13 protein-coding genes and 2 pseudogenes are annotated in these 16,882 nt (G+C 60.4%); 6 read left to right on the top strand and 9 right to left on the bottom strand.

Features of this window, described 5'->3' with window-relative positions:
* Window positions 1–629: lysophospholipid acyltransferase family protein (locus ACXRVY_RS02095; RefSeq protein WP_458236987.1), on the bottom strand; the 629-nt coding region annotated here is incomplete at its 3' end.
* Complete coding sequence (locus ACXRVY_RS02090; RefSeq protein WP_223457714.1) at window positions 605–1,330, bottom strand: beta-ketoacyl synthase chain length factor; 726 nt, start codon at window positions 1,328–1,330, stop codon at window positions 605–607. The genes ACXRVY_RS02090 and ACXRVY_RS02095, both read right to left, overlap by 25 nt.
* Before the next feature lie 356 nt (window positions 1,331–1,686).
* Here ACXRVY_RS02090 and ACXRVY_RS02085 point away from each other — a divergent pair, with 356 nt between their 5' ends.
* On the top strand, window positions 1,687–2,457 hold the full coding sequence (locus tag ACXRVY_RS02085; protein WP_223457713.1) for a ParA family protein: 771 nt from the start codon (window positions 1,687–1,689) through the stop codon (window positions 2,455–2,457).
* A gap of 110 nt (window positions 2,458–2,567) precedes the next feature.
* On the opposite strand, the gene trxC is transcribed toward ACXRVY_RS02085, so the two are convergent.
* Window positions 2,568–3,002, bottom strand: a complete 435-nt coding sequence (gene trxC, locus ACXRVY_RS02080) for a thioredoxin TrxC (protein ID WP_223457711.1) — start codon at window positions 3,000–3,002, stop codon at window positions 2,568–2,570.
* A 202-nt stretch (window positions 3,003–3,204) separates the two neighbouring features.
* Between trxC and ACXRVY_RS02075 the strand changes: the two genes are divergently transcribed.
* Complete coding sequence (locus ACXRVY_RS02075) at window positions 3,205–3,435, top strand: hypothetical protein (RefSeq protein WP_223457710.1); 231 nt, start codon at window positions 3,205–3,207, stop codon at window positions 3,433–3,435.
* A gap of 9 nt (window positions 3,436–3,444) precedes the next feature.
* On the opposite strand, the gene selO is transcribed toward ACXRVY_RS02075, so the two are convergent.
* The 5 genes and pseudogenes from selO to ACXRVY_RS02050 all read right to left on the bottom strand — a co-directional run.
* Window positions 3,445–4,908 (bottom strand): protein adenylyltransferase SelO, encoded by a 1,464-nt coding sequence (gene selO / locus ACXRVY_RS02070; RefSeq protein ID WP_223457708.1) that lies wholly within the window; start codon window positions 4,906–4,908, stop codon window positions 3,445–3,447.
* 48 nt (window positions 4,909–4,956) lie between these two features.
* Window positions 4,957–8,325 (bottom strand): mechanosensitive channel MscK, encoded by a 3,369-nt coding sequence (mscK, locus tag ACXRVY_RS02065; protein ID WP_223457706.1) that lies wholly within the window; start codon window positions 8,323–8,325, stop codon window positions 4,957–4,959.
* A gap of 34 nt (window positions 8,326–8,359) precedes the next feature.
* Window positions 8,360–10,102 carry a potassium/proton antiporter gene (locus tag ACXRVY_RS02060; protein WP_458236986.1) on the bottom strand — a complete coding sequence of 581 codons (1,743 nt, stop codon included), beginning with the start codon at window positions 10,100–10,102 and terminating at the stop codon, window positions 8,360–8,362.
* Window positions 10,103–10,346: 244 nt separating this feature from the next.
* Complete coding sequence (locus ACXRVY_RS02055; protein WP_371850925.1) at window positions 10,347–11,210, bottom strand: methyl-accepting chemotaxis protein; 864 nt, start codon at window positions 11,208–11,210, stop codon at window positions 10,347–10,349.
* Window positions 11,202–11,957: pseudogene (locus ACXRVY_RS02050) on the bottom strand (MCP four helix bundle domain-containing protein); the annotation flags it as partial. The pseudogene ACXRVY_RS02050 and the gene ACXRVY_RS02055, both read right to left, overlap by 9 nt.
* Before the next feature lie 289 nt (window positions 11,958–12,246).
* Here ACXRVY_RS02050 and ACXRVY_RS02045 point away from each other — a divergent pair.
* The 4 genes and pseudogenes from ACXRVY_RS02045 to ACXRVY_RS02030 all read left to right on the top strand — a co-directional run bounded on the left by ACXRVY_RS02045 (window position 12,247) and on the right by ACXRVY_RS02030 (window position 14,796).
* Complete coding sequence (locus ACXRVY_RS02045) at window positions 12,247–12,456, top strand: hypothetical protein (RefSeq protein WP_095943263.1); 210 nt, start codon at window positions 12,247–12,249, stop codon at window positions 12,454–12,456.
* On the top strand, window positions 12,453–12,755 hold the full coding sequence (locus ACXRVY_RS02040; protein ID WP_102698611.1) for a cell division protein ZapA: 303 nt from the start codon (window positions 12,453–12,455) through the stop codon (window positions 12,753–12,755). The genes ACXRVY_RS02045 and ACXRVY_RS02040 overlap by 4 nt, the downstream gene beginning before the upstream one ends.
* 100 nt (window positions 12,756–12,855) lie before the next feature.
* Window positions 12,856–13,932: pseudogene (locus tag ACXRVY_RS02035) on the top strand (HAMP domain-containing protein); the annotation flags it as partial.
* Window positions 13,933–13,950: 18 nt separating this feature from the next.
* Window positions 13,951–14,796, top strand: a complete 846-nt coding sequence (locus tag ACXRVY_RS02030; RefSeq protein ID WP_458236988.1) for a methyl-accepting chemotaxis protein — start codon at window positions 13,951–13,953, stop codon at window positions 14,794–14,796.
* 142 nt (window positions 14,797–14,938) lie between these two features.
* On the opposite strand, the gene ACXRVY_RS02025 is transcribed toward ACXRVY_RS02030, so the two are convergent.
* Entirely contained in the window at window positions 14,939–16,741 is a 1,803-nt protein-coding gene (locus tag ACXRVY_RS02025) for an acyl-CoA dehydrogenase (protein ID WP_223457695.1), read from the bottom strand.
* Window positions 16,742–16,882 lie beyond the last annotated feature (141 nt).

Here is a 16,882-nt window from a genome sequence, read left to right as displayed (position 1 = left end):
GCCTTGGTCAATGTGGTCGGGTTGACCTTGATAATGACCGGGGTGAGGATTTTCGCACCGCGCAGGGCGATTGCCGCGCCCCCCCGATGAAAGGCTGGCGCCTGGCCGGGTTGGGTGCGTGTACCTTCAGGGAAAATGATCAGGGTCTGGCCGTCTTTCAGCGCGTCGGCAGCCGCGTCGAGCATGTCCATGCTGCCGTCATTGCTGATGTATTCGGTGCTGCCCAGCGGTCCGCGGGTGAAAGGGTTTTCCCAGAGGCTTTGCTTGACCACGCAGTTGGCGTGACGCACCAGGCCGATCAGAAACACCACGTCGATCAGTGACGGGTGATTGGCAATGATCATCTGCCCGGGACGACCGAGTTTTTCCGCGCCTTCAATGTTATAGGTCAGCACCCCGGTACGGGCCATGAAACGCACAAAAATCCAGAAACAGCGGCTGACCGTTTGTCTGGCCCGCAGCCGATGGGTCTGGGCGTCGCCGGGCAGACAGTTCAGCACAGGGAAAATCACCAGACGCAGGCACAGCCCACCCAACCCGAACAGGGCAAAGCTCGCGGCGGTGGCCAGCAAGCGCCAGTAATAGGCGTCGCGGTTTTTTTCGGTCATGGGTTGCGTTGCCAGGTCCATACGCGATTTTTCCAGGCATGTTGGCAAGTGGTTTGCTGGCCGAGCATCGTACGCAACAGATTCAGCGCGTGGGGCCAACGGGTGTTGGACAACGCATCCGCGGGGCTGTTCAGGGACAACTGCCAGTCGGTACCGGGTGTGATCAGCAGGCCGACGGCATAAGGGAACGGCACGTCGTCGATCCAGGTTGAGTAAGCCTCGGGTGGTTGCTCTTCGGTGACCACCAGAAGTACTGCCGGAGCGCCTTCAGCCAGCAATGCGGCAGCTTCCAGCATGCCGTGTTCCAGGCCGTCGCCTGCGGCGGCCAGGGCCGTCATTTCGCTGGTTTCACCGCGCATGATCGACCACAAGCCAATAATCGCGTTATGCACGGACAAGCTGAACTGGGTTGGCGACAGCGGCTGGTCGGCGGCCAGATCACTGAGAATGTCGACGGTGCGGGGCGTTTCGCCGTGACGGGAAACAAAGACCAATGGCAGATCCTGCCGACCTTCGGCCAATGGCCAGCCGACACTGAAGGCCATCCGCGCCAGACGGCTGAGCCGGCGGCGCTGCATGGCCGGCAGAAAGGAAACGTCGGGAGCGGCATCGCTGTCCGGCAGCACGACCGGTTGTCGGCTCCAGGCCTGCCAATCGCTCACGCTTTCAAGCCCCGGGGCCCAGGCGCGCCATTGGGCGATGTTGAAGTTGATCACAGACATTCATCCCGCCCTCACGGGCTTACTTGACGCGGGGGAGCGGCCGAGAGCCGAGACTCACCCTGCGTGGCGTTTGGCGCCGAGTGGCGCGCATTATCCCGGTGCCGGGAACGTGTAGCAAATGCTGGTTACATTTTGCTCAATAAGATGAAGCGGCTGACTCGAAAAAATTGAACGATTGGTAATTATTCACAAAATCATGCCTCCGTCTGTCGGCTCTGACGTCGAGCCATCGGGCCGTTCAGGGCTTTTCAAGCAGGAGAAGGCAACTGACGGTGTAGTCCCTTTGCTGACAAGGTAGCGAAGCGACGCGGTGGACCACTACACTCGGTCATTCTTTGGTACACGGAGGTTTTGACATGCGGCGCGTGGTGTTCAATCAGAAAGGTGGCGTTGGCAAATCCAGCATTGCCTGCAATCTGGCGGCGGTCAGTGCCAGCGAGGGTTTTCGCACCTTGTTGGTGGATCTCGATGCCCAGGCCAACTCCACTCAGTACCTGACGGGGCTCACCGGTAACGACATCCCGATGGGTATCGCCGATTTCTTCAAGCAGACGCTGTCTTCCGGGCCGTTCTCCAAAAAGAATCAGGTCGACATCTACGAAACCCCGTTCGATAACCTCCATGTCGTGACCGCAACCGCCGAGCTGGCGGACTTGCAGCCAAAGCTTGAAGCCAAGCACAAGATCAACAAGCTGCGTAAGTTGCTTGAGGAGCTTAGCGAAGACTACGACCGGATTTACCTCGATACTCCGCCAGCGCTGAATTTCTACGCGGTTTCAGCGTTGATTGCCGCCGATCGTGTGTTGATCCCCTTCGATTGCGACAGTTTTTCACGTCAGGCACTGTACGGCCTGATGGCGGAAATCGAAGAGTTGAAGGAAGACCACAACGAGGGCCTGGAAGTCGAAGGCATCGTCGTCAACCAGTTCCAGGCCCGCGCCAGCCTGCCCCAGCAAATTCTCGATGAGCTGATCGCCGAAGGCCTGCCGGTGTTGCCGGTGTACCTGGCCAGCTCGGTACGCATGCGCGAATCCCACCAGGCCAACACGCCGCTGATCCATCTCGACCCGCGGCACAAGCTGACCCAGCAATTCGTTGAGCTGCACAACCTGTTGGAAAACGCCTGAAAAACCTGTGGGAGCGAGCTTGCTCGCGATGGCAGTGTGTCGGTCAACAGAGATGTTGAATTTGACGCCCTCATCGCGAGCGAGCTCGCTCCCACAGGGTCTGTGTTGCTTCAGATCCCCTGGCTACGCAACCAGCTCATCAGTTGCGGTAACGGGAAAGCCCCGCTCTGCCGGGCGACTTCCCGGCCGTTCTTGAACAGGATCAGGCTCGGAATCGAGCGAATCCCCAATTGCGCCGACAACTGCTGGTTCGCCTCGCTGTCCAGTTTGGCCAGCCGACACTTGCCCGCCAGTTGCCCGGCTGCCTGTTCGAACACCGGCGCAAACGACTTGCACGGCCCGCACCAGTCCGCCCACACGTCCACCAGCAACGGCAGATCGCCCTTGATCTGGCTGGCGTAGTCGCCTTGCTTCAATTCAAACGGTTTGTTCAGCAGGACTTCGGCCTTGCAGCGACCGCATTTTGGATGATCGTCGAGACGCTCGGCGGGAATGCGGTTGAGGCCGTTGCAGTGAGGGCAGGGGATGAGGAGTGGGTCGGTCATGGTGAGGCTCTTCGGAAGTTGGTAGTCAGAGCGTTGATCTGGAGGTAAGAACCCTGTTTATCAAGATTCGGATTTGTAGGCAGGAGCCTTCTGCAATTGGAGAGGCCACCTACAGGCGACGGTGCCTCTGTCTGCTAGGTAGCGAGTTATTCAATTTGTAATCTTTTCGCGCACTTTCCGATAACAACCAAGAGGCGCAAAAATGCAAAGAATCGTTAAGCAAGCCATTGAACACTGGTCATCCGTATCTTGGCTGCTAAAACGGCCTCAATCAGAAGTTGAATTCGACCGGTTGGTCAAATCGCGGGATGAGTTGCTAGTGATGATGGGCGGTGATGAATTGCACTCACTTGAGGGTTTGGTGTCGATCATAAGCGATCATATCGAAGCCTATGATCGGGAGCGCCGTTCATCGCCAATCCAAAATGTTTAATGTTCTGCCTCACGACGAACAACTGATCTCCAGATGCTTGCCCCACTCCGGTGGTCGCTCGGCATAACTTTCCATCCCCGGTTGTTCCACGAACGGATTGCTCAGTACCGCGTGCAGTCGGCGGACTTCCGAGTAGTCGCCGCTCTCTGCCGCATCGATGGCCTTTTGCGCCAGGTAGTTGCGCAGGATGTACAGCGGGTTGACTGCGTGCATCCGCTGGCGGCGCTGCTGTTGATCGAGCGTGCCTTCACGGGCCACCCGGGCGACGTAGAGCTCGCCCCAGGCGTCAAAGCCCTTGAGGTCGACGAAGTCATCACGCAATCGGGTGATGGCCTGTTCCGGTGCTTCATCACCCAGGCGGCGGAAAAACAGGCTGTAGTCGACGCCGCTGTTTTGCATCAGTTGCAGCAGACTCTCCAGCAGCTTCTGGTCGTCGTCTTCGGCCGTTGTCAGGCCGAGGCGGCGGCGCATCAGGTCCAGGTAATGGGCCTGGAACAGCGGCAGGTACAGGCCGAGGGTTTCGCGCAGGGCTTCGATGCTGATGAACGGCGTCAGGGCCTGGGCCAGCGCGCTGAGGTTCCACTGGCCAATCGGCACCTGGTTGCTGAAGGAGTAACGGCCCTGATCGTCAGAGTGGTTGCAGATGAAGTTGGCGTCGAAGTCGTCGAGGAAGGCGAACGGGCCGAAGTCGAAAGTAATCCCGAGGATCGACATGTTGTCGGTGTTCATCACTCCGTGGCAGAAACCGTAGGCCTGCCATTTGGCGATCAGTTCGGCATTGCGCTCGACCACTTCGCGGAACATCGCCAGGTACGGCTCCGGTTGCTCCAGGCACTCCGGGAAGTGCATGGCCAGCACGTGATCCCCCAGCTCTTTCTGCTGCTCGGGGCGCTTGGTGTAGTAGAAATATTCGAAGTGGCCGAAGCGCACATGGCTTGGCGACAGACGCAGGATCATGGCCGCGCGCTCCTGCTTTTCGCGCCACACCGGGGTATCGGAGCCGATCACGCACAGGGCGCGTGTGGTCGGGATGTTCAGGGCTTGCAGGGCTTCGGACGCGAGGAATTCGCGAATCGACGAACGCAGTACCGCCCGGCCATCGCCCATGCGTGAAAACGGCGTCTGGCCGGCGCCCTTGAGGTGCAGGTCCCAATGTTCGCCGGCCTCGTTGTACACCTCGCCCAGCAACAGGCCGCGACCGTCGCCCAGTTGCGGGTTGTAGAAACCGAACTGATGCCCGGAATAGACCATGGCCCTTGGGATCGCATCGGCCCAGAGCTTGTGGCCGCTGAACAGTTCGGCGAACTCCGGGGTTTCGGCCACGGCCGGGTCGAGGTCGAGCAGCGCCATGGCGGCGGGGCTGGCCACTACCAGGCGCGGATTATCGATGGGCTCGGGCAGCACATGGGCGGAAAACGCATCGCCCAGGCGGTCGAAGCGGTTATCGAAGGTGAGTTCGTCGAGGGCTTTCAAGGGCCGGCTCCAGCAGAATGTCCGAGCATTCTGCTGGGGAATGGCCGGTTAGTCGAGTTCGGCGGCGGGCGGCTCTTTCGGCGGTTTGCCGTCGACCAACGGCACGATGGTCTTCGCTTCCGGTTCGATTGGCACCATCTTGTATTCCTGGCCGTGCAGGTTCTTGAGGTAAACCTCCATCTGCCGGAACGAGATGTTGATGTGCTGTTTCTTGAACTCGCGGTTGATGAAGCGGTTGACCTCGTCGAGCACCGGGTTGCGGTCACCGAGGTCGCGCACGTGCATGCGCAACTCGTGGTCGAGGGTGCTTTCGCCGAAGTTCAGGAAGTACACGTGCGGCTCCGGGTCTTTCAGGACGCGCGGGTTATCGCGTGCTGCCTTGAGCAACAGCTCCTTCACCAGGTCCAGGTCCGAGCCGTAGTCGACACCGAGCTTGAGGGTCACCCGGGTGATGGTATCGGTCAGCGACCAGTTGATCAGTTGCCCGGTAATGAACGTCTTGTTCGGGACGATGATGTCCTTGCGGTCGAAGTCGGTGATGGTCGTGGCACGGATGCGAATCTTGCTCACCGTACCCGACAGGTTGCCGATGGTGATGGTGTCGCCGATCCGTACCGGGCGCTCGAACAGGATCATGATGCCGGAAATGAAGTTGGCGAAGATCTCCTGCATGCCGAAACCGAGACCGACCGACAGCGCCGCTACCAGCCATTGCAACTTGTCCCAGCTCACGCCAAGGGTCGACAGCGTCGAGACGAAACCAACGCCGGCGATCACGTACGACAGTAGCGTGGTGGTCGCGTAGGCGCTGCCCTGGGCCAGGTTGAGCTTGGACAGCACGAACACTTCCAGCAGACCCGGCAGGTTGCGCGCCAGGGCAAAGGTGATGCCGATGATGATCAGTGCACCGAGCATGTCGCCGATGCTGATCGGCACCATGCTCATGTTGGCGCCGGTGCCGCTGGTGTATTCGTAGAGAGTGACGTTGTCCAGGTACGAGAACACGCTGATCAGGTCGGACCAGACCCAGTACAGCGCGACCATGAAGCCGCCCAGCAGCGCCAGACGGATCAGGCGCAGGGACTGTTCGTTGACCTTCTCGATGTCCATTGTCGGCTCTTCGACGACTGCTTCGCCGTCGGCGGTCTCTTTTGCTGCGTTACGTTTGGCCAGGGCGCGCTGATAAGCCAGGCGGCGCGCCGCTACGCTGAGACCTCGCACGAACGTGGCTTCGATCACCAGCCAGAACATCAACAGGTACAGGGTGTTGATCAAGCGGTCGCTGAGCTTCAGYGCGGTGTAGTAGTAGCCGAAGCACACCGCCACGAACAGCGCGACGGGCAGGGCGGTGAACAGGATCCCCACTAGCTTGCGGAACAGCGAGGCGTTCTTGTGGGTCGGGCTACTGATGAGCAAGCGGCTGAGCAGCAAGGTCATCAATGCGTAGCAGGTGAGTACCACCGGCATGCCGATCACGTCATCGGCCAGCGCCGCCGGTTGCAGTTCGGCAACGGCCACTACGGTCACCAGTGCCATCACCACGATGCCGAGGCGGCGGACCCAGATGCGCAGGAATTCCACCTGGGGCTTTTCCCAGCGGAAATGCAGTTCTGCCACACCGCCCGGCGCGAGGATCCGGTAGGCGGTGTAGAACACCAGCCAGGCCCCGGCCATTTGCAGCAGCGCCGCGCCCATATTGGCGTTCTGCCCACGGGCGTCGATTCGCAGGGCCAGTCCGCACAAGGCGAGCCCCAGGGAAACCGGCATCGCCAGCAGAATATTGATCAGAATCGCCTGCGGCGTGTGCCACTGGCTATCGCGTTTGAAGTGACCGATGTCCTGGTGAACCTTGTTCAGTCGCGCGTACAGATTCTTGCGGCGCCACAGCAGCGCACCGATCAGCAGTGCCAGTGGCAGGAACAGCAGCGGGCGCTGGGTCAGACCGTCGGTCAGTTCGCTCAGGCTTGAAAGTACCGGCAGCGAATCGAGTTGTCGCTGCAGGCGATCCGGCACACTGCTAATCCACTCCAGTTCCAGCGGCTTGTTGCTCGGGATCCAGAACATCTGCTCATCGAGGGTCGCCCGCAGGCTTTGCGCCGTGCTGAGCAATTGCTTCTGGTTCAGTTGCAGGGTGATGGATTCATTGAGCACCGCGCTCAGTTCGCGATTGAGGCGTTCCAGCAGATCGGCGCGGGTGGTGGCCAGTTCCATCAGGCTTTTGCGCAGCTGCGGCGTGACTTGCTCGGGCGGCTGGGTCGCCAGCAGGTTTTCGACGTAGGTGGTCGGACTGCTCAGCAATTCCCGTTGCTGGCTGACTTCGAACTGATACAGGCGAATGTCGGCGATCTGGTCGGCCAGGTTGCGGTCGAGCCGCAGGCGCGGCAACGCCTGTTTCTGTTTGTAGAGAATCTTCGAGAGCAGCAGGCTGCCTTTGAGCACGTTGATTTGCTCGTCCAAGGCCGAGTCGCTCTGGGTCAGGCTGTCCAGCTGTTGCTTGGTCTGCAGATTTTGCTGGGTGACTTCGTTGAGGCGGTCGGTGCTTTTGAGCAGGTAGTCCGAAAGCTTCAGGTTGGTCGCGCTTTCGGTGGCCAGCAGGCTGCTGCCGCCAGCCTTCTGCGCTTCGATGGATTGCTGGGTGACCGTTTCCTGGGACAACGCCAGTCGCTTCTGGTTGATCAGGTTTTGCAATTCCTGGATTTCCCGATCCAGGCGGTCGGACCGCTCCGACAACAGGTCATGCTGGCTGTTGCCGAGGTCTTGCAATTGGGTATTGCCGGCCAGTTCCTGGCGCCGTAACGGGATCAGGGCGTTCAGCGCAGCCAGCTCGGCGTTGAGCTGGTCGCGCTGCTCGGCGCTCAAGGTCTTGCCGGCGTCCTTGCCGTTTTTGAGGATGGTGTTGATCTGCTGAATGCGCGTCTGGCTGCTGGAAATCTCCGCTTGAGCACGCTCGGGGCGGGTCTGGGCGGTGATGATCAGGCTGTTGGCATCGGCCAGGGCTTTTTGCAGGTCGCTTTGCTGGGTGGAACGCTCTGTGAGCAATTGTTCCAGCTGCTGGATCGGTTCTTTGGCGAAACGCTGCGCCACCGGCACCACGGTGCTGGCCTTGAGGCGGGTCAGTTCACGCTGGTTCTCGAGGGTCTGTTTGGGCGCATTGTTCAATTGCTGCTTGAGCGCGGTCAGTTTCTGCTCGTAGTCACGCTTGTTGTTGAGCTGGCTCAGCGTGTTTTGCAGAACGGTTTGCAGGGCCTTCTGATCGGCTTCCGGCAATTTGCGGTCGGCGATCTTGTCCAGGCTCGCCTGCACGGCTTCGCTGGAGGGTGGTTCGGCCGCTTGCGCCGCTGGCGATAAACCAAGGGTGCCGACAGAGAGACTCAAGCCCAAAAGGGCAATGGCGAAAAGGTAGCGCAGGTTAGGCATAAAGACCGGTCAAGCAAGTGATAGTGGAAGCAGTTTAGAGGAAGAGTCCGGGACCCGGGCGACTTCCTTCGGGGAATCTGACGCCCACTTTGCCGATCTTGTTCCCGTCCATGACCGCCACGGTCCAGATGGTGTTGTTCCATTCCACCTGGTCACCCACCACCGGCGCGCCGCCGACTTTCTGGGCAATGAAGTGGCCCAGGGACATGTCCGGATCGATGCCTTCGACCTTCAGGCCATAGAGGGCCGCAACCGCGGCCAGTTGGGCGTCTCCTTCGAGTACGAAGTCGCCGAAGAAGCGCAGGTCGAGGCCCCGTTGTGGCGCCTGGCTGAAGAGTTTTCCGAGGGCCGGCAGGTTGTGTTCATGGCCGATAACACACAGCAAATCATCGACTTCGAGCACCGTACTACCCGACGGATGGAGCAATTGTTGACCGCGAAACAGGGCAGCGATACGGGTGCCTTCGGGCATTTTCAGCTCGCGCAGGGGCGAACCGATGCACCATTTCTCCGCGCCGAGACGATAAACGAACAGCTCCCACTCGCTGGTGACGTGCACTTCCAGGGCCGACCGCGAGATGGGTGCAGGTTCCGGGGGCACCGTTACTTTCAACAACCTGGCGACCCACGGCAGGCTCGTGCCCTGAACCAGCAGCGACACCAGCACGATAAAGAAGGCGAGGTTGAAATAGAGCTGGGCGTTGGGCAGGCCGGCCATCAACGGGAACACCGCCAGGATGATCGGAACCGCGCCGCGCAAGCCGACCCAGGAAATGAACGCTTTCTCGCGACCATGGAACGCCTTGAACGGCAGCAGGCCAACCAGCACGGACAGTGGCCGGGCAAACAGAATCATCCACAACGCCAGTGCCAGTGCCGGTAAGGCGATAGGCAGCAGATCGTGAGGCGTCACCAGCAGCCCCAGCACCAGGAACATGCCGATCTGCGCCAGCCAGGCCAYGCCGTCGAGCATGTGCAGGATGCCGTGACGGCTGCGCACCGGGCGGTTGCCGATCACCAGGCCGCAGATGTACACCGCCAGGAAGCCACTGCCGTGCAGGGCGTTGGTCAGGGCAAACACCACCAGGCCACCGGCGATGACCAGAATCGGATACAGGCCGGTGGCGAGGTTGATGCGATTGACCAGTTGCAGCATCAGCCAGCCACCGCCCAAGCCAATGACGCCACCGATACCGAACTCGCGCAGCAGATGGGTCAGCAGGCTCCAGTGCAGGCCGGTCTGGCCGCTGGCGAGCATGTCGATCAGGGTGACGGTGAGGAACACCGCCATCGGGTCGTTGCTGCCGGATTCGATTTCAAGGCTGGCGGTTACCCGCTCGTTCAAGCCTTTTCCGCCCAACAGCGAGAACACCGCCGCGGCGTCGGTGGAGCCGACGATGGCCCCGATCAGCAGGCCCTGGATCAGGTTCAGGTTGAACAGCCATGCGGCCGCCATGCCGGTCAGCCCGGTGGTAATCAGCACCCCGACCGTGGCCAGCGAGAGCGCCGGCCATAACGCCACGCGGAAACTCGACACCCGGGTGCGCAGGCCGCCGTCGAGCAGGATCACGGCCAGCGCGAGGTTGCCCACCAGATAGGCCGTGGGGTAGTTATCAAAAAGAATGCCGGCGCCATCGACACCGGCCGCCATGCCGACGGCCAGGATGATCACCAGAATCGGGATGCCGAGACGGGACGAAAGTGAGCTCACCAGAATGCTCGCACCTACCAGCAACGCGCCGATCAAGAACAGGCTGTTGATGGTCGTCGCATTCAAAGGCAGTACTCCAGAAAGCTGAAAGGCGGGCGCAAACTGACCATGCAGTCTGCGTGCCAGCGATTCTAACCTGTTGAAATGTGATGCTGTCAAAAAGCTTTTGAGTCATCGCAGAACCCCTGTGGGAGCGAGCTTGCTCCGGGCGGCGTTCCGACGATAGCGGTGTATCAGTCGCCATCAATGTTGAATGTGCCGGCCTCGTCGCGAGCAAGCTCGCTCCCACAGGGGGCGCGTTACCGGATGATTAGAGGCTAAACCGCCCAACCATCGTGTTCAGGTCCACYGCCAAACGCGATAGCTCATTGCTCGCCGCACTCGTCTGATTCGCCCCGGTGGCCGACTGCACCGACAGATCGCGAATGTTCACCAGGTTGCGATCCACTTCACGGGCCACCTGCGCCTGTTCTTCGGCGGCGCTGGCGATCACCAGGTTGCGCTCGTTGATTTCGACGATGGCGCTATTGATGGTGTCCAGCGACATCCCGGCACCACGGGCGATGTTCAGGGTCGATTCGGCGCGTTCGGTGCTGTTGCGCATCGAATCCACCGCGTGCTCGGTACCGCTCTGGATGCTGCCGATCATGCGTTCGATTTCGCTGGTCGACTGCTGGGTGCGGTGGGCCAGGGCGCGCACCTCATCGGCCACCACGGCGAAACCACGACCGGCCTCACCGGCGCGTGCGGCCTCGATGGCGGCGTTCAAAGCCAGCAGGTTGGTCTGGTCGGCCAGGCCACGGATCACGTCCAGCACCTTGCCGATGTCGCGGGACTCGTTGGCCAGGTCGCCGATCAGGGTCGCGGTGCTCTGCACGTCGGCGCTCATGCGTTCGATGGCGCTCACGGTTTCCTGTACCAAGTCACGGCCGTCGCCGGCAGACGTGGTGGCGTTCTTCGACGCCTCGGACGTGCTGACCGCATTGCGCGCGACTTCTTCCACGGCGCTGGTCATTTCATTGACTGCCGTGGCGGCCTGTTCGATTTCGTTGTTCTGTTGGGTCAGGCCACGGGCGCTTTCGTCAGTAACGCTGTTGAGTTCTTCGGCAGCGGACGCCAGCTGCGTGGCCGAGCCGGAAATGCGCTGCAGCGTGTCACGCAGCTTGTCCTGCATCTTCGCCATGGCCAGCAGCAAGCGGCCGGCTTCGTCTTTGCCGTCGACGTTGATCGGGCGGGTCAGGTTGCCTTCGGCAATTTGTTCGGCGGCGCTCAGGGCGTTGGCGAGCGGTTGGGTGATGCTGTTGGTCAGCAACCAGGCGAACAGCAACGTCAGGGCAGTGGCGATCACCAACAGGGTGATCACCAGGTTGAACGCCGAATCATACTGATCGGCTGCCTGCTGGTTGGTGTCGTGGCTCTGCTGGGTGTTGATCTCCAGCAGGCGGTTCAACACGGCGTTGACCGCTTCGGAGTTGTTGAGCAAATCGGTGTTGAGCAAGCTGCGCAGTTCGTCGACCTGATTGTTGCGCGACAGGCTTTTCATCCGGTCTTCGATCTGGCGGTACTGACCCAGCAACTGTATGTATTGATCGTAGGCCGCACGTTCCTGCGGGCTGGAGATCAGTTTTTCGTAGGTCGCCTGGGCGCTGCGAATCTGCTGGTTGCGCGTCTCCAGCAATTCCACGGTTTTCTGCTGCACGTCCGGCTCGCGATTCACCAGCAAGCGGTACGACAACACGCGCAGGCGCAAAGTGAGTTGGGTGAACTCGTCCAGGCTCTTGATGCTCGGCACACTGTTGTTGGTGATGTTCTCGGCGGCGCCGCGGATCTTGCTCATCTGATTCAAGGCAAACACCCCCAGAACCATCATCAAGCCGCCGATCAGGGCAAAGCTGAGGAACGCCCGAGGGGCGATATTCATATTACGAAGGGACATGGCGATCACCGAAAAGAGCGCATCCGTGCGCGGCTGAGGCTGCTGTATGAATGACTTATCGGTCGCCTGGCTGAAGTCTTGAGCCCGGCCTGTTTTAGCCGGTTGCACCTTGTGGCGACGAAGTGCAGGAACCAGATTGGCCAATCACAGTCTTTAAAACTCGCGAGGAAGGTTGCCCGTCAGCAAAATCAAGGCTTTGCGCCTGTATAACCCTGGCATCCAGGGTGACTTTTCTTTATCGTACGCGCCCATTGAAAAAGCCCGGAAAATCAAAATGTTGGAAGCATCCCTAAGCCAATTGGAACAACTGGTCAGCGACCTGGTGCAACAGAACCAGAACCTGACCGCGGAACTGGCCCAGGCCAAAGATGAAAACGAAAGCCTGCAACTGAGCCTGATGGAACACGAAGAGAAGCAAGGCGCCACGGCGGCTCGCATTCAGGCCTTGGTTGAGCGCGTCAGCGCAGGTCCTGTCAGCGCATGAGTTACAACGCCGCAGGGGTAAAAGTCGTCTCGATCCTGGGGGAGGACTATTCGATCAAGGCACCGGCCGGGGAAGAGCAGACCCTGCTGGACGCCGCGATGATGTTGAAGGCAGCCCTGGCCGACACCAAAAGGAAGTACCCGACGCTGATCGGTGACCGACTGCTGGTGCTGGCGGCGATGAATCTGTGCTCCCAGCAGATCGAAATGCAGAAACAGCACAAGCTCGAACTCGACCGTTACCAAGAGCAAGTCAGCGCCACGGTTGAAGTGATCTCAAAGACGATCAATCAGGCCTGATCGGCTTTGCGCACAACCAAAGAATAAATTGTCGGTTGGATTGTATACAATCGGCACGGCTGTTGCAGTGTTTCAGCCTCTTATTCTTTGGGGGTGCTCCATGCAGTTCTGGCGACGCAGTATTCAATGGCAGTTGATCCTGAGTATGGGCAGCTCCTTGCTGGTCAGTATTCTGATCGTGGTGGGCATTTATACCCTGGTGGTCAATCGTCTCGCCCAGAGCTATCTGGTCGAGCAAGCCTTGCCATCGAGCATCGAAGCGATGCGCAACGACATCGAGCGCATCCTCGTCCAACCCCTCACCGCCGCCAAGGACATCGCCAGCAACAGCATGGTGCGCGACTGGCTGGCAGGGGGTGAAGACGGTGCCCAGGCCAACACCTTTACTACCTATCTCGAAGGCATCCGCGCCGAGCACAAGGCTTTTACCGCGATTATTGTCGGCACCGCGTCCAACCATTACTTCACCGAAAAAGGCCTGGACCGGACCCTCAGCCGATCCAATCCGAAAGACGCCTGGTTCTACTCATTTCTCGACAGTAACCAGCCGCGCACCCTCAATATCGACAATGACACGGCAACCGGAGAATTGGCGCTTTTCATCGACTTCAAAGTCGAGCAGGCCGGTAAAGTCGTGGGCGTTGCCGGGCTTGGCCTGAGCATGAAAGAGCTGTCGGAGCTGATCCACAACTTCAGCTTCGGGGAGCGCGGCAAGGTCTATCTCGTGCGTTCCGACGGTTTGATCCAGGTCCATCCCGAGGCGCAATTGAGTGGCAAGCGCAGCCTGACCGAACAGATTGGTGCTACGGCGGCACAGGCAGTGATGGGTCAAAAAACTGCCACCACCAGCAGCAGCTTCCAGCGGGAAGGCGAGGACTTTCTTGCGTTAAGCCTGCCATTGCGCGATCTCGGCTGGACCCTGGTGGCGGAAGTGCCGCAATCACAGATCTACGCCGAAGCCCGCCGTGCCATGTGGATGAGCAGCGGCATCGGCTTGGCGGTGGCGATTGTGTGCCTGTTGCTGGTGGTGTTGCTGGCCCGTGGGCTGGTACGGCCGATTCGTCAGGTAACAGCCGCGCTGGTTGCCATTGGTAGCGGTGGTGGCGATTTGACCCGCCGGTTAGATTCCAGCCGCGCCGATGAGCTGGGTGATCTGGCGCGCGGGTTCAATCGGTTCCTCGACAGCCAGCGCGACATGATCGGCGAAGTACTGACCACCAGTGAACGATTGCGCACTGCGGTCGGGCAGGTGGCTCGAGTGGTGGACAACACCGCCGAACGCTCTGGCCGCCAACAGGAAATGACCGACATGGTCRCCACCGCTGTTCACGAAATGGGCCTGACGGTACAGGAAATCGCCCAGAACGCAGGCAATGCAGCGGTCGCGTCGCAAACAGCTCGGGATGAGGCGATGCAGGCGCGGGAAGTGGTGGGTGGTTCGATCCGCCACATTGAAAGCATGTCCCGGGAAATCGGCGTCGCGGCCACGGCGGTGGGTGAACTGGCCCATCAAGTGGCGTCCATCGATCAGGTGCTGGCGGTGATTCGCGGGATTTCCGAGCAAACCAACCTGCTGGCGCTCAACGCCGCTATCGAAGCGGCGCGGGCCGGGGACATGGGGCGCGGGTTTGCCGTGGTCGCCGATGAAGTGCGCACCCTGGCGCGACGTACGCAATCGTCCACCGATGAAATCCAGCAGATGATCGGCAGCCTCAAGCAAGGCGCGGAAAACGCGGTGTCGTCGATGCATTCCGGGCAGGCGGCGACGGGTACGGGGGTCGAGTCGAGCCAGCGTACCGGCACTTCGTTGACCGCGATCACCGGGCAGGTTGAGCGCATCAGCGATATGAACCATCAGGTGGCGACCGCGACCGAAGAGCAGTCGGCGGTGACCGAAGAGATCAACCGTAACGTGCWGGGGATTTCCGATCTGGCCCGGGCCACGGCGGGGGAGGTCAGGGCTTGCCGGGATGATTGTCAGACGTTGCAGCGGTTGGCGGATGATCTGGCGCGGCAGATGGGTGGGTTCAAGCTGAAGTGATGTGTTGATAGTGCTGGCGCCATCGCGAGCAAGCTCGCTCCCACAGGGGTTGTGTGTTGAACACAGGATTTGTGAACAACAGAGATACCTGTAGGAGCGAGCCTGCTCGCGATTGGACTTCAGCTACACCATAGATCCGGGGTCAGAACCACTCATCCTGCATCCCCAGGCACACATCATCCCGCGCCTCAAGAATCGCCAGCTCATGGTGGCAACCCGGCACTTCCCACGTCAGGAAATACCGCGCCGCCTGCAGCTTGCCTTTATAGAAGCTCACATCCGCCGCATTACCTTTGGTCAGGCCTTCCTCGGCACGGACCGCCTGCTCCAGCCAGCGCCAACCAATCACCGTGTGCCCGAACACCTTCAGGTACAGCGCCGAATTCGCCAGGCTGCTGTTGACATTGCCTTGTGCCAGATCAGTCAGCAGGCCGATGGTCACGGTTTGCAGACGCGCCACCAGTTTCTCCAGCGGTTCGCGCAGTGGCGTCAGCGACTCAAACGTCTGCGCGCGTTCGGCGGTGTCAGCGATCAGGCGGATCAGTTGCTTGAGTCCCGCACCGCCGTTCTGCGCCAGTTTGCGGCCCAGCAAGTCCAGCGACTGAATGCCGTGGGTGCCTTCGTGGATCGGGTTCAGGCGGTTGTCGCGGTAGTACTGTTCCACCGGGTATTCGCGGGTGTAGCCGTGGCCGCCGAGGATCTGGATCGCCAGTTCGTTGGCCTTAAGGCAGAACTCCGACGGCCAGGATTTGACGATTGGTGTCAGCAAATCCAGCAATTCATGGGCCTGTTTTCGTTCAGCTTCGGTCGCAAGCGTGGTGGTGTCGTCGAACAGTCGCGCCGCGTACAGGCCGAGATCGAATGAGCCTTCGACGTAAGCCTTTTGTGTCAGCAACATGCGTTTGACGTCGGCGTGCTGGATGATCGCCACCGGCGCAGTGTTCGGGTCCTTGCTGTCCGGCACGCGGCCCTGCGGACGCTCGCGGGCATATTCCAGCGAGTACAGGTAGCCGGCGTAACCGAGCATCACCGCACCCATGCCGACGCCGATCCGCGCCTCGTTCATCATCTGGAACATGTAGCTCAAGCCCTGGTGCGGCTTGCCCACCAGATAGCCGACACACTCACCGTTATCGCCGAAGTTCAGTGCGGTGGACGTGGTGCCACGCCAGCCCATCTTGTGGAACAGCCCGGCCAGCAGCACATCGTTACGCTGACCGAGACTGCCATCGTCGTTGACCAGGAACTTGGGCACGATGAACAGCGAAATGCCTTTCACCCCGGCCGGCGCGTCCGGCAGCTTGGCCAGCACCATGTGCACGATGTTTTCCGACAGCGGGTGATCGCCACCGGAGATGAAGATTTTGTTGCCCTTGAGGCGATAAGTGCCGTCGGGCGCCGGCTCTGCGCGGGTACGAATATCCGACAGCGACGAGCCCGCGTGGGGTTCGGTCAGGGCCATGGTGCCGAAGAAACGGCCGTCGATCATCGGTTGCAGGAAGCGGCGCTTTTGCTCCTCGGTGCCGAAGCTTTCGATCAGGTTGGCCGCGCCCATGGTCAGGAACGGGTACGACGTCGAAGCAGCATTGGCCGATTGAAAGTGCGCGAAGCAGGCCTGGGACAGCAGCGTAGGAAGCTGCATGCCGCCGGCGTCGAAACTGCGCGCGGCGTTGAGGAAACCGGCTTCGAGAAAGGCGTCCACCGCCGGTTTCACTTCCGGAATCAGAATTGCCTGACCGTTGTCATAGCGCGGCTCGTTCTCGTCGCCCTTGCGGTTGTGCGGGGCGAAGAACTTCTCGGCGATGCTGCGGGCGGTGCCAATGGCCGCATCGAAGGTTTCGCGATTGTGTTCGGCGAAACGCTCACGCTGGGTCAGGCCCTCGGCATCAAGGACTTCATACAGCTCGAAAGCCAGATTACGGGAACTGAGCAACGTCTCGGACATGGCGGCCTACCTATTGTTGGAATGGGCCGAGTCTAGGCGTGGGAATAGAGGCTGAACAGGATGATTGATGAGCGTGATGGTGGGGCAGAGCAGCGACTTAGCAGGCACCACAAAACAAATGTAGGAGTGAGCCTGGGCGCG

It is taken from the genome of Pseudomonas sp. P5_A2_2 (genome assembly GCF_054177685.1).
This window is presented reverse-complemented; position numbering and strand designations above follow the sequence as displayed.

Bases quoted from the DNA above. Each gene is read 5' to 3' on its own strand.
- trxC (WP_223457711.1), bottom strand. From the start codon at position 3,002: ATGACCGACCCACTCCTCATCCCCTGCCCTCACTGCAACGGCCTCAAC.
- ACXRVY_RS02045 (WP_095943263.1), top strand. From the start codon at position 12,247: ATGTTGGAAGCATCCCTAAGCCAATTGGAACAACTGGTCAGCGACCTG.
- ACXRVY_RS02075 (WP_223457710.1), top strand. From the start codon at position 3,205: ATGCAAAGAATCGTTAAGCAAGCCATTGAACACTGGTCATCCGTATCT.
- ACXRVY_RS02090 (WP_223457714.1), bottom strand. From the start codon at position 1,330: ATGTCTGTGATCAACTTCAACATCGCCCAATGGCGCGCCTGGGCCCCG.
- ACXRVY_RS02085 (WP_223457713.1), top strand. From the start codon at position 1,687: ATGCGGCGCGTGGTGTTCAATCAGAAAGGTGGCGTTGGCAAATCCAGC.
- ACXRVY_RS02040 (WP_102698611.1), top strand. From the start codon at position 12,453: ATGAGTTACAACGCCGCAGGGGTAAAAGTCGTCTCGATCCTGGGGGAG.
- ACXRVY_RS02025 (WP_223457695.1), bottom strand. From the start codon at position 16,741: ATGTCCGAGACGTTGCTCAGTTCCCGTAATCTGGCTTTCGAGCTGTAT.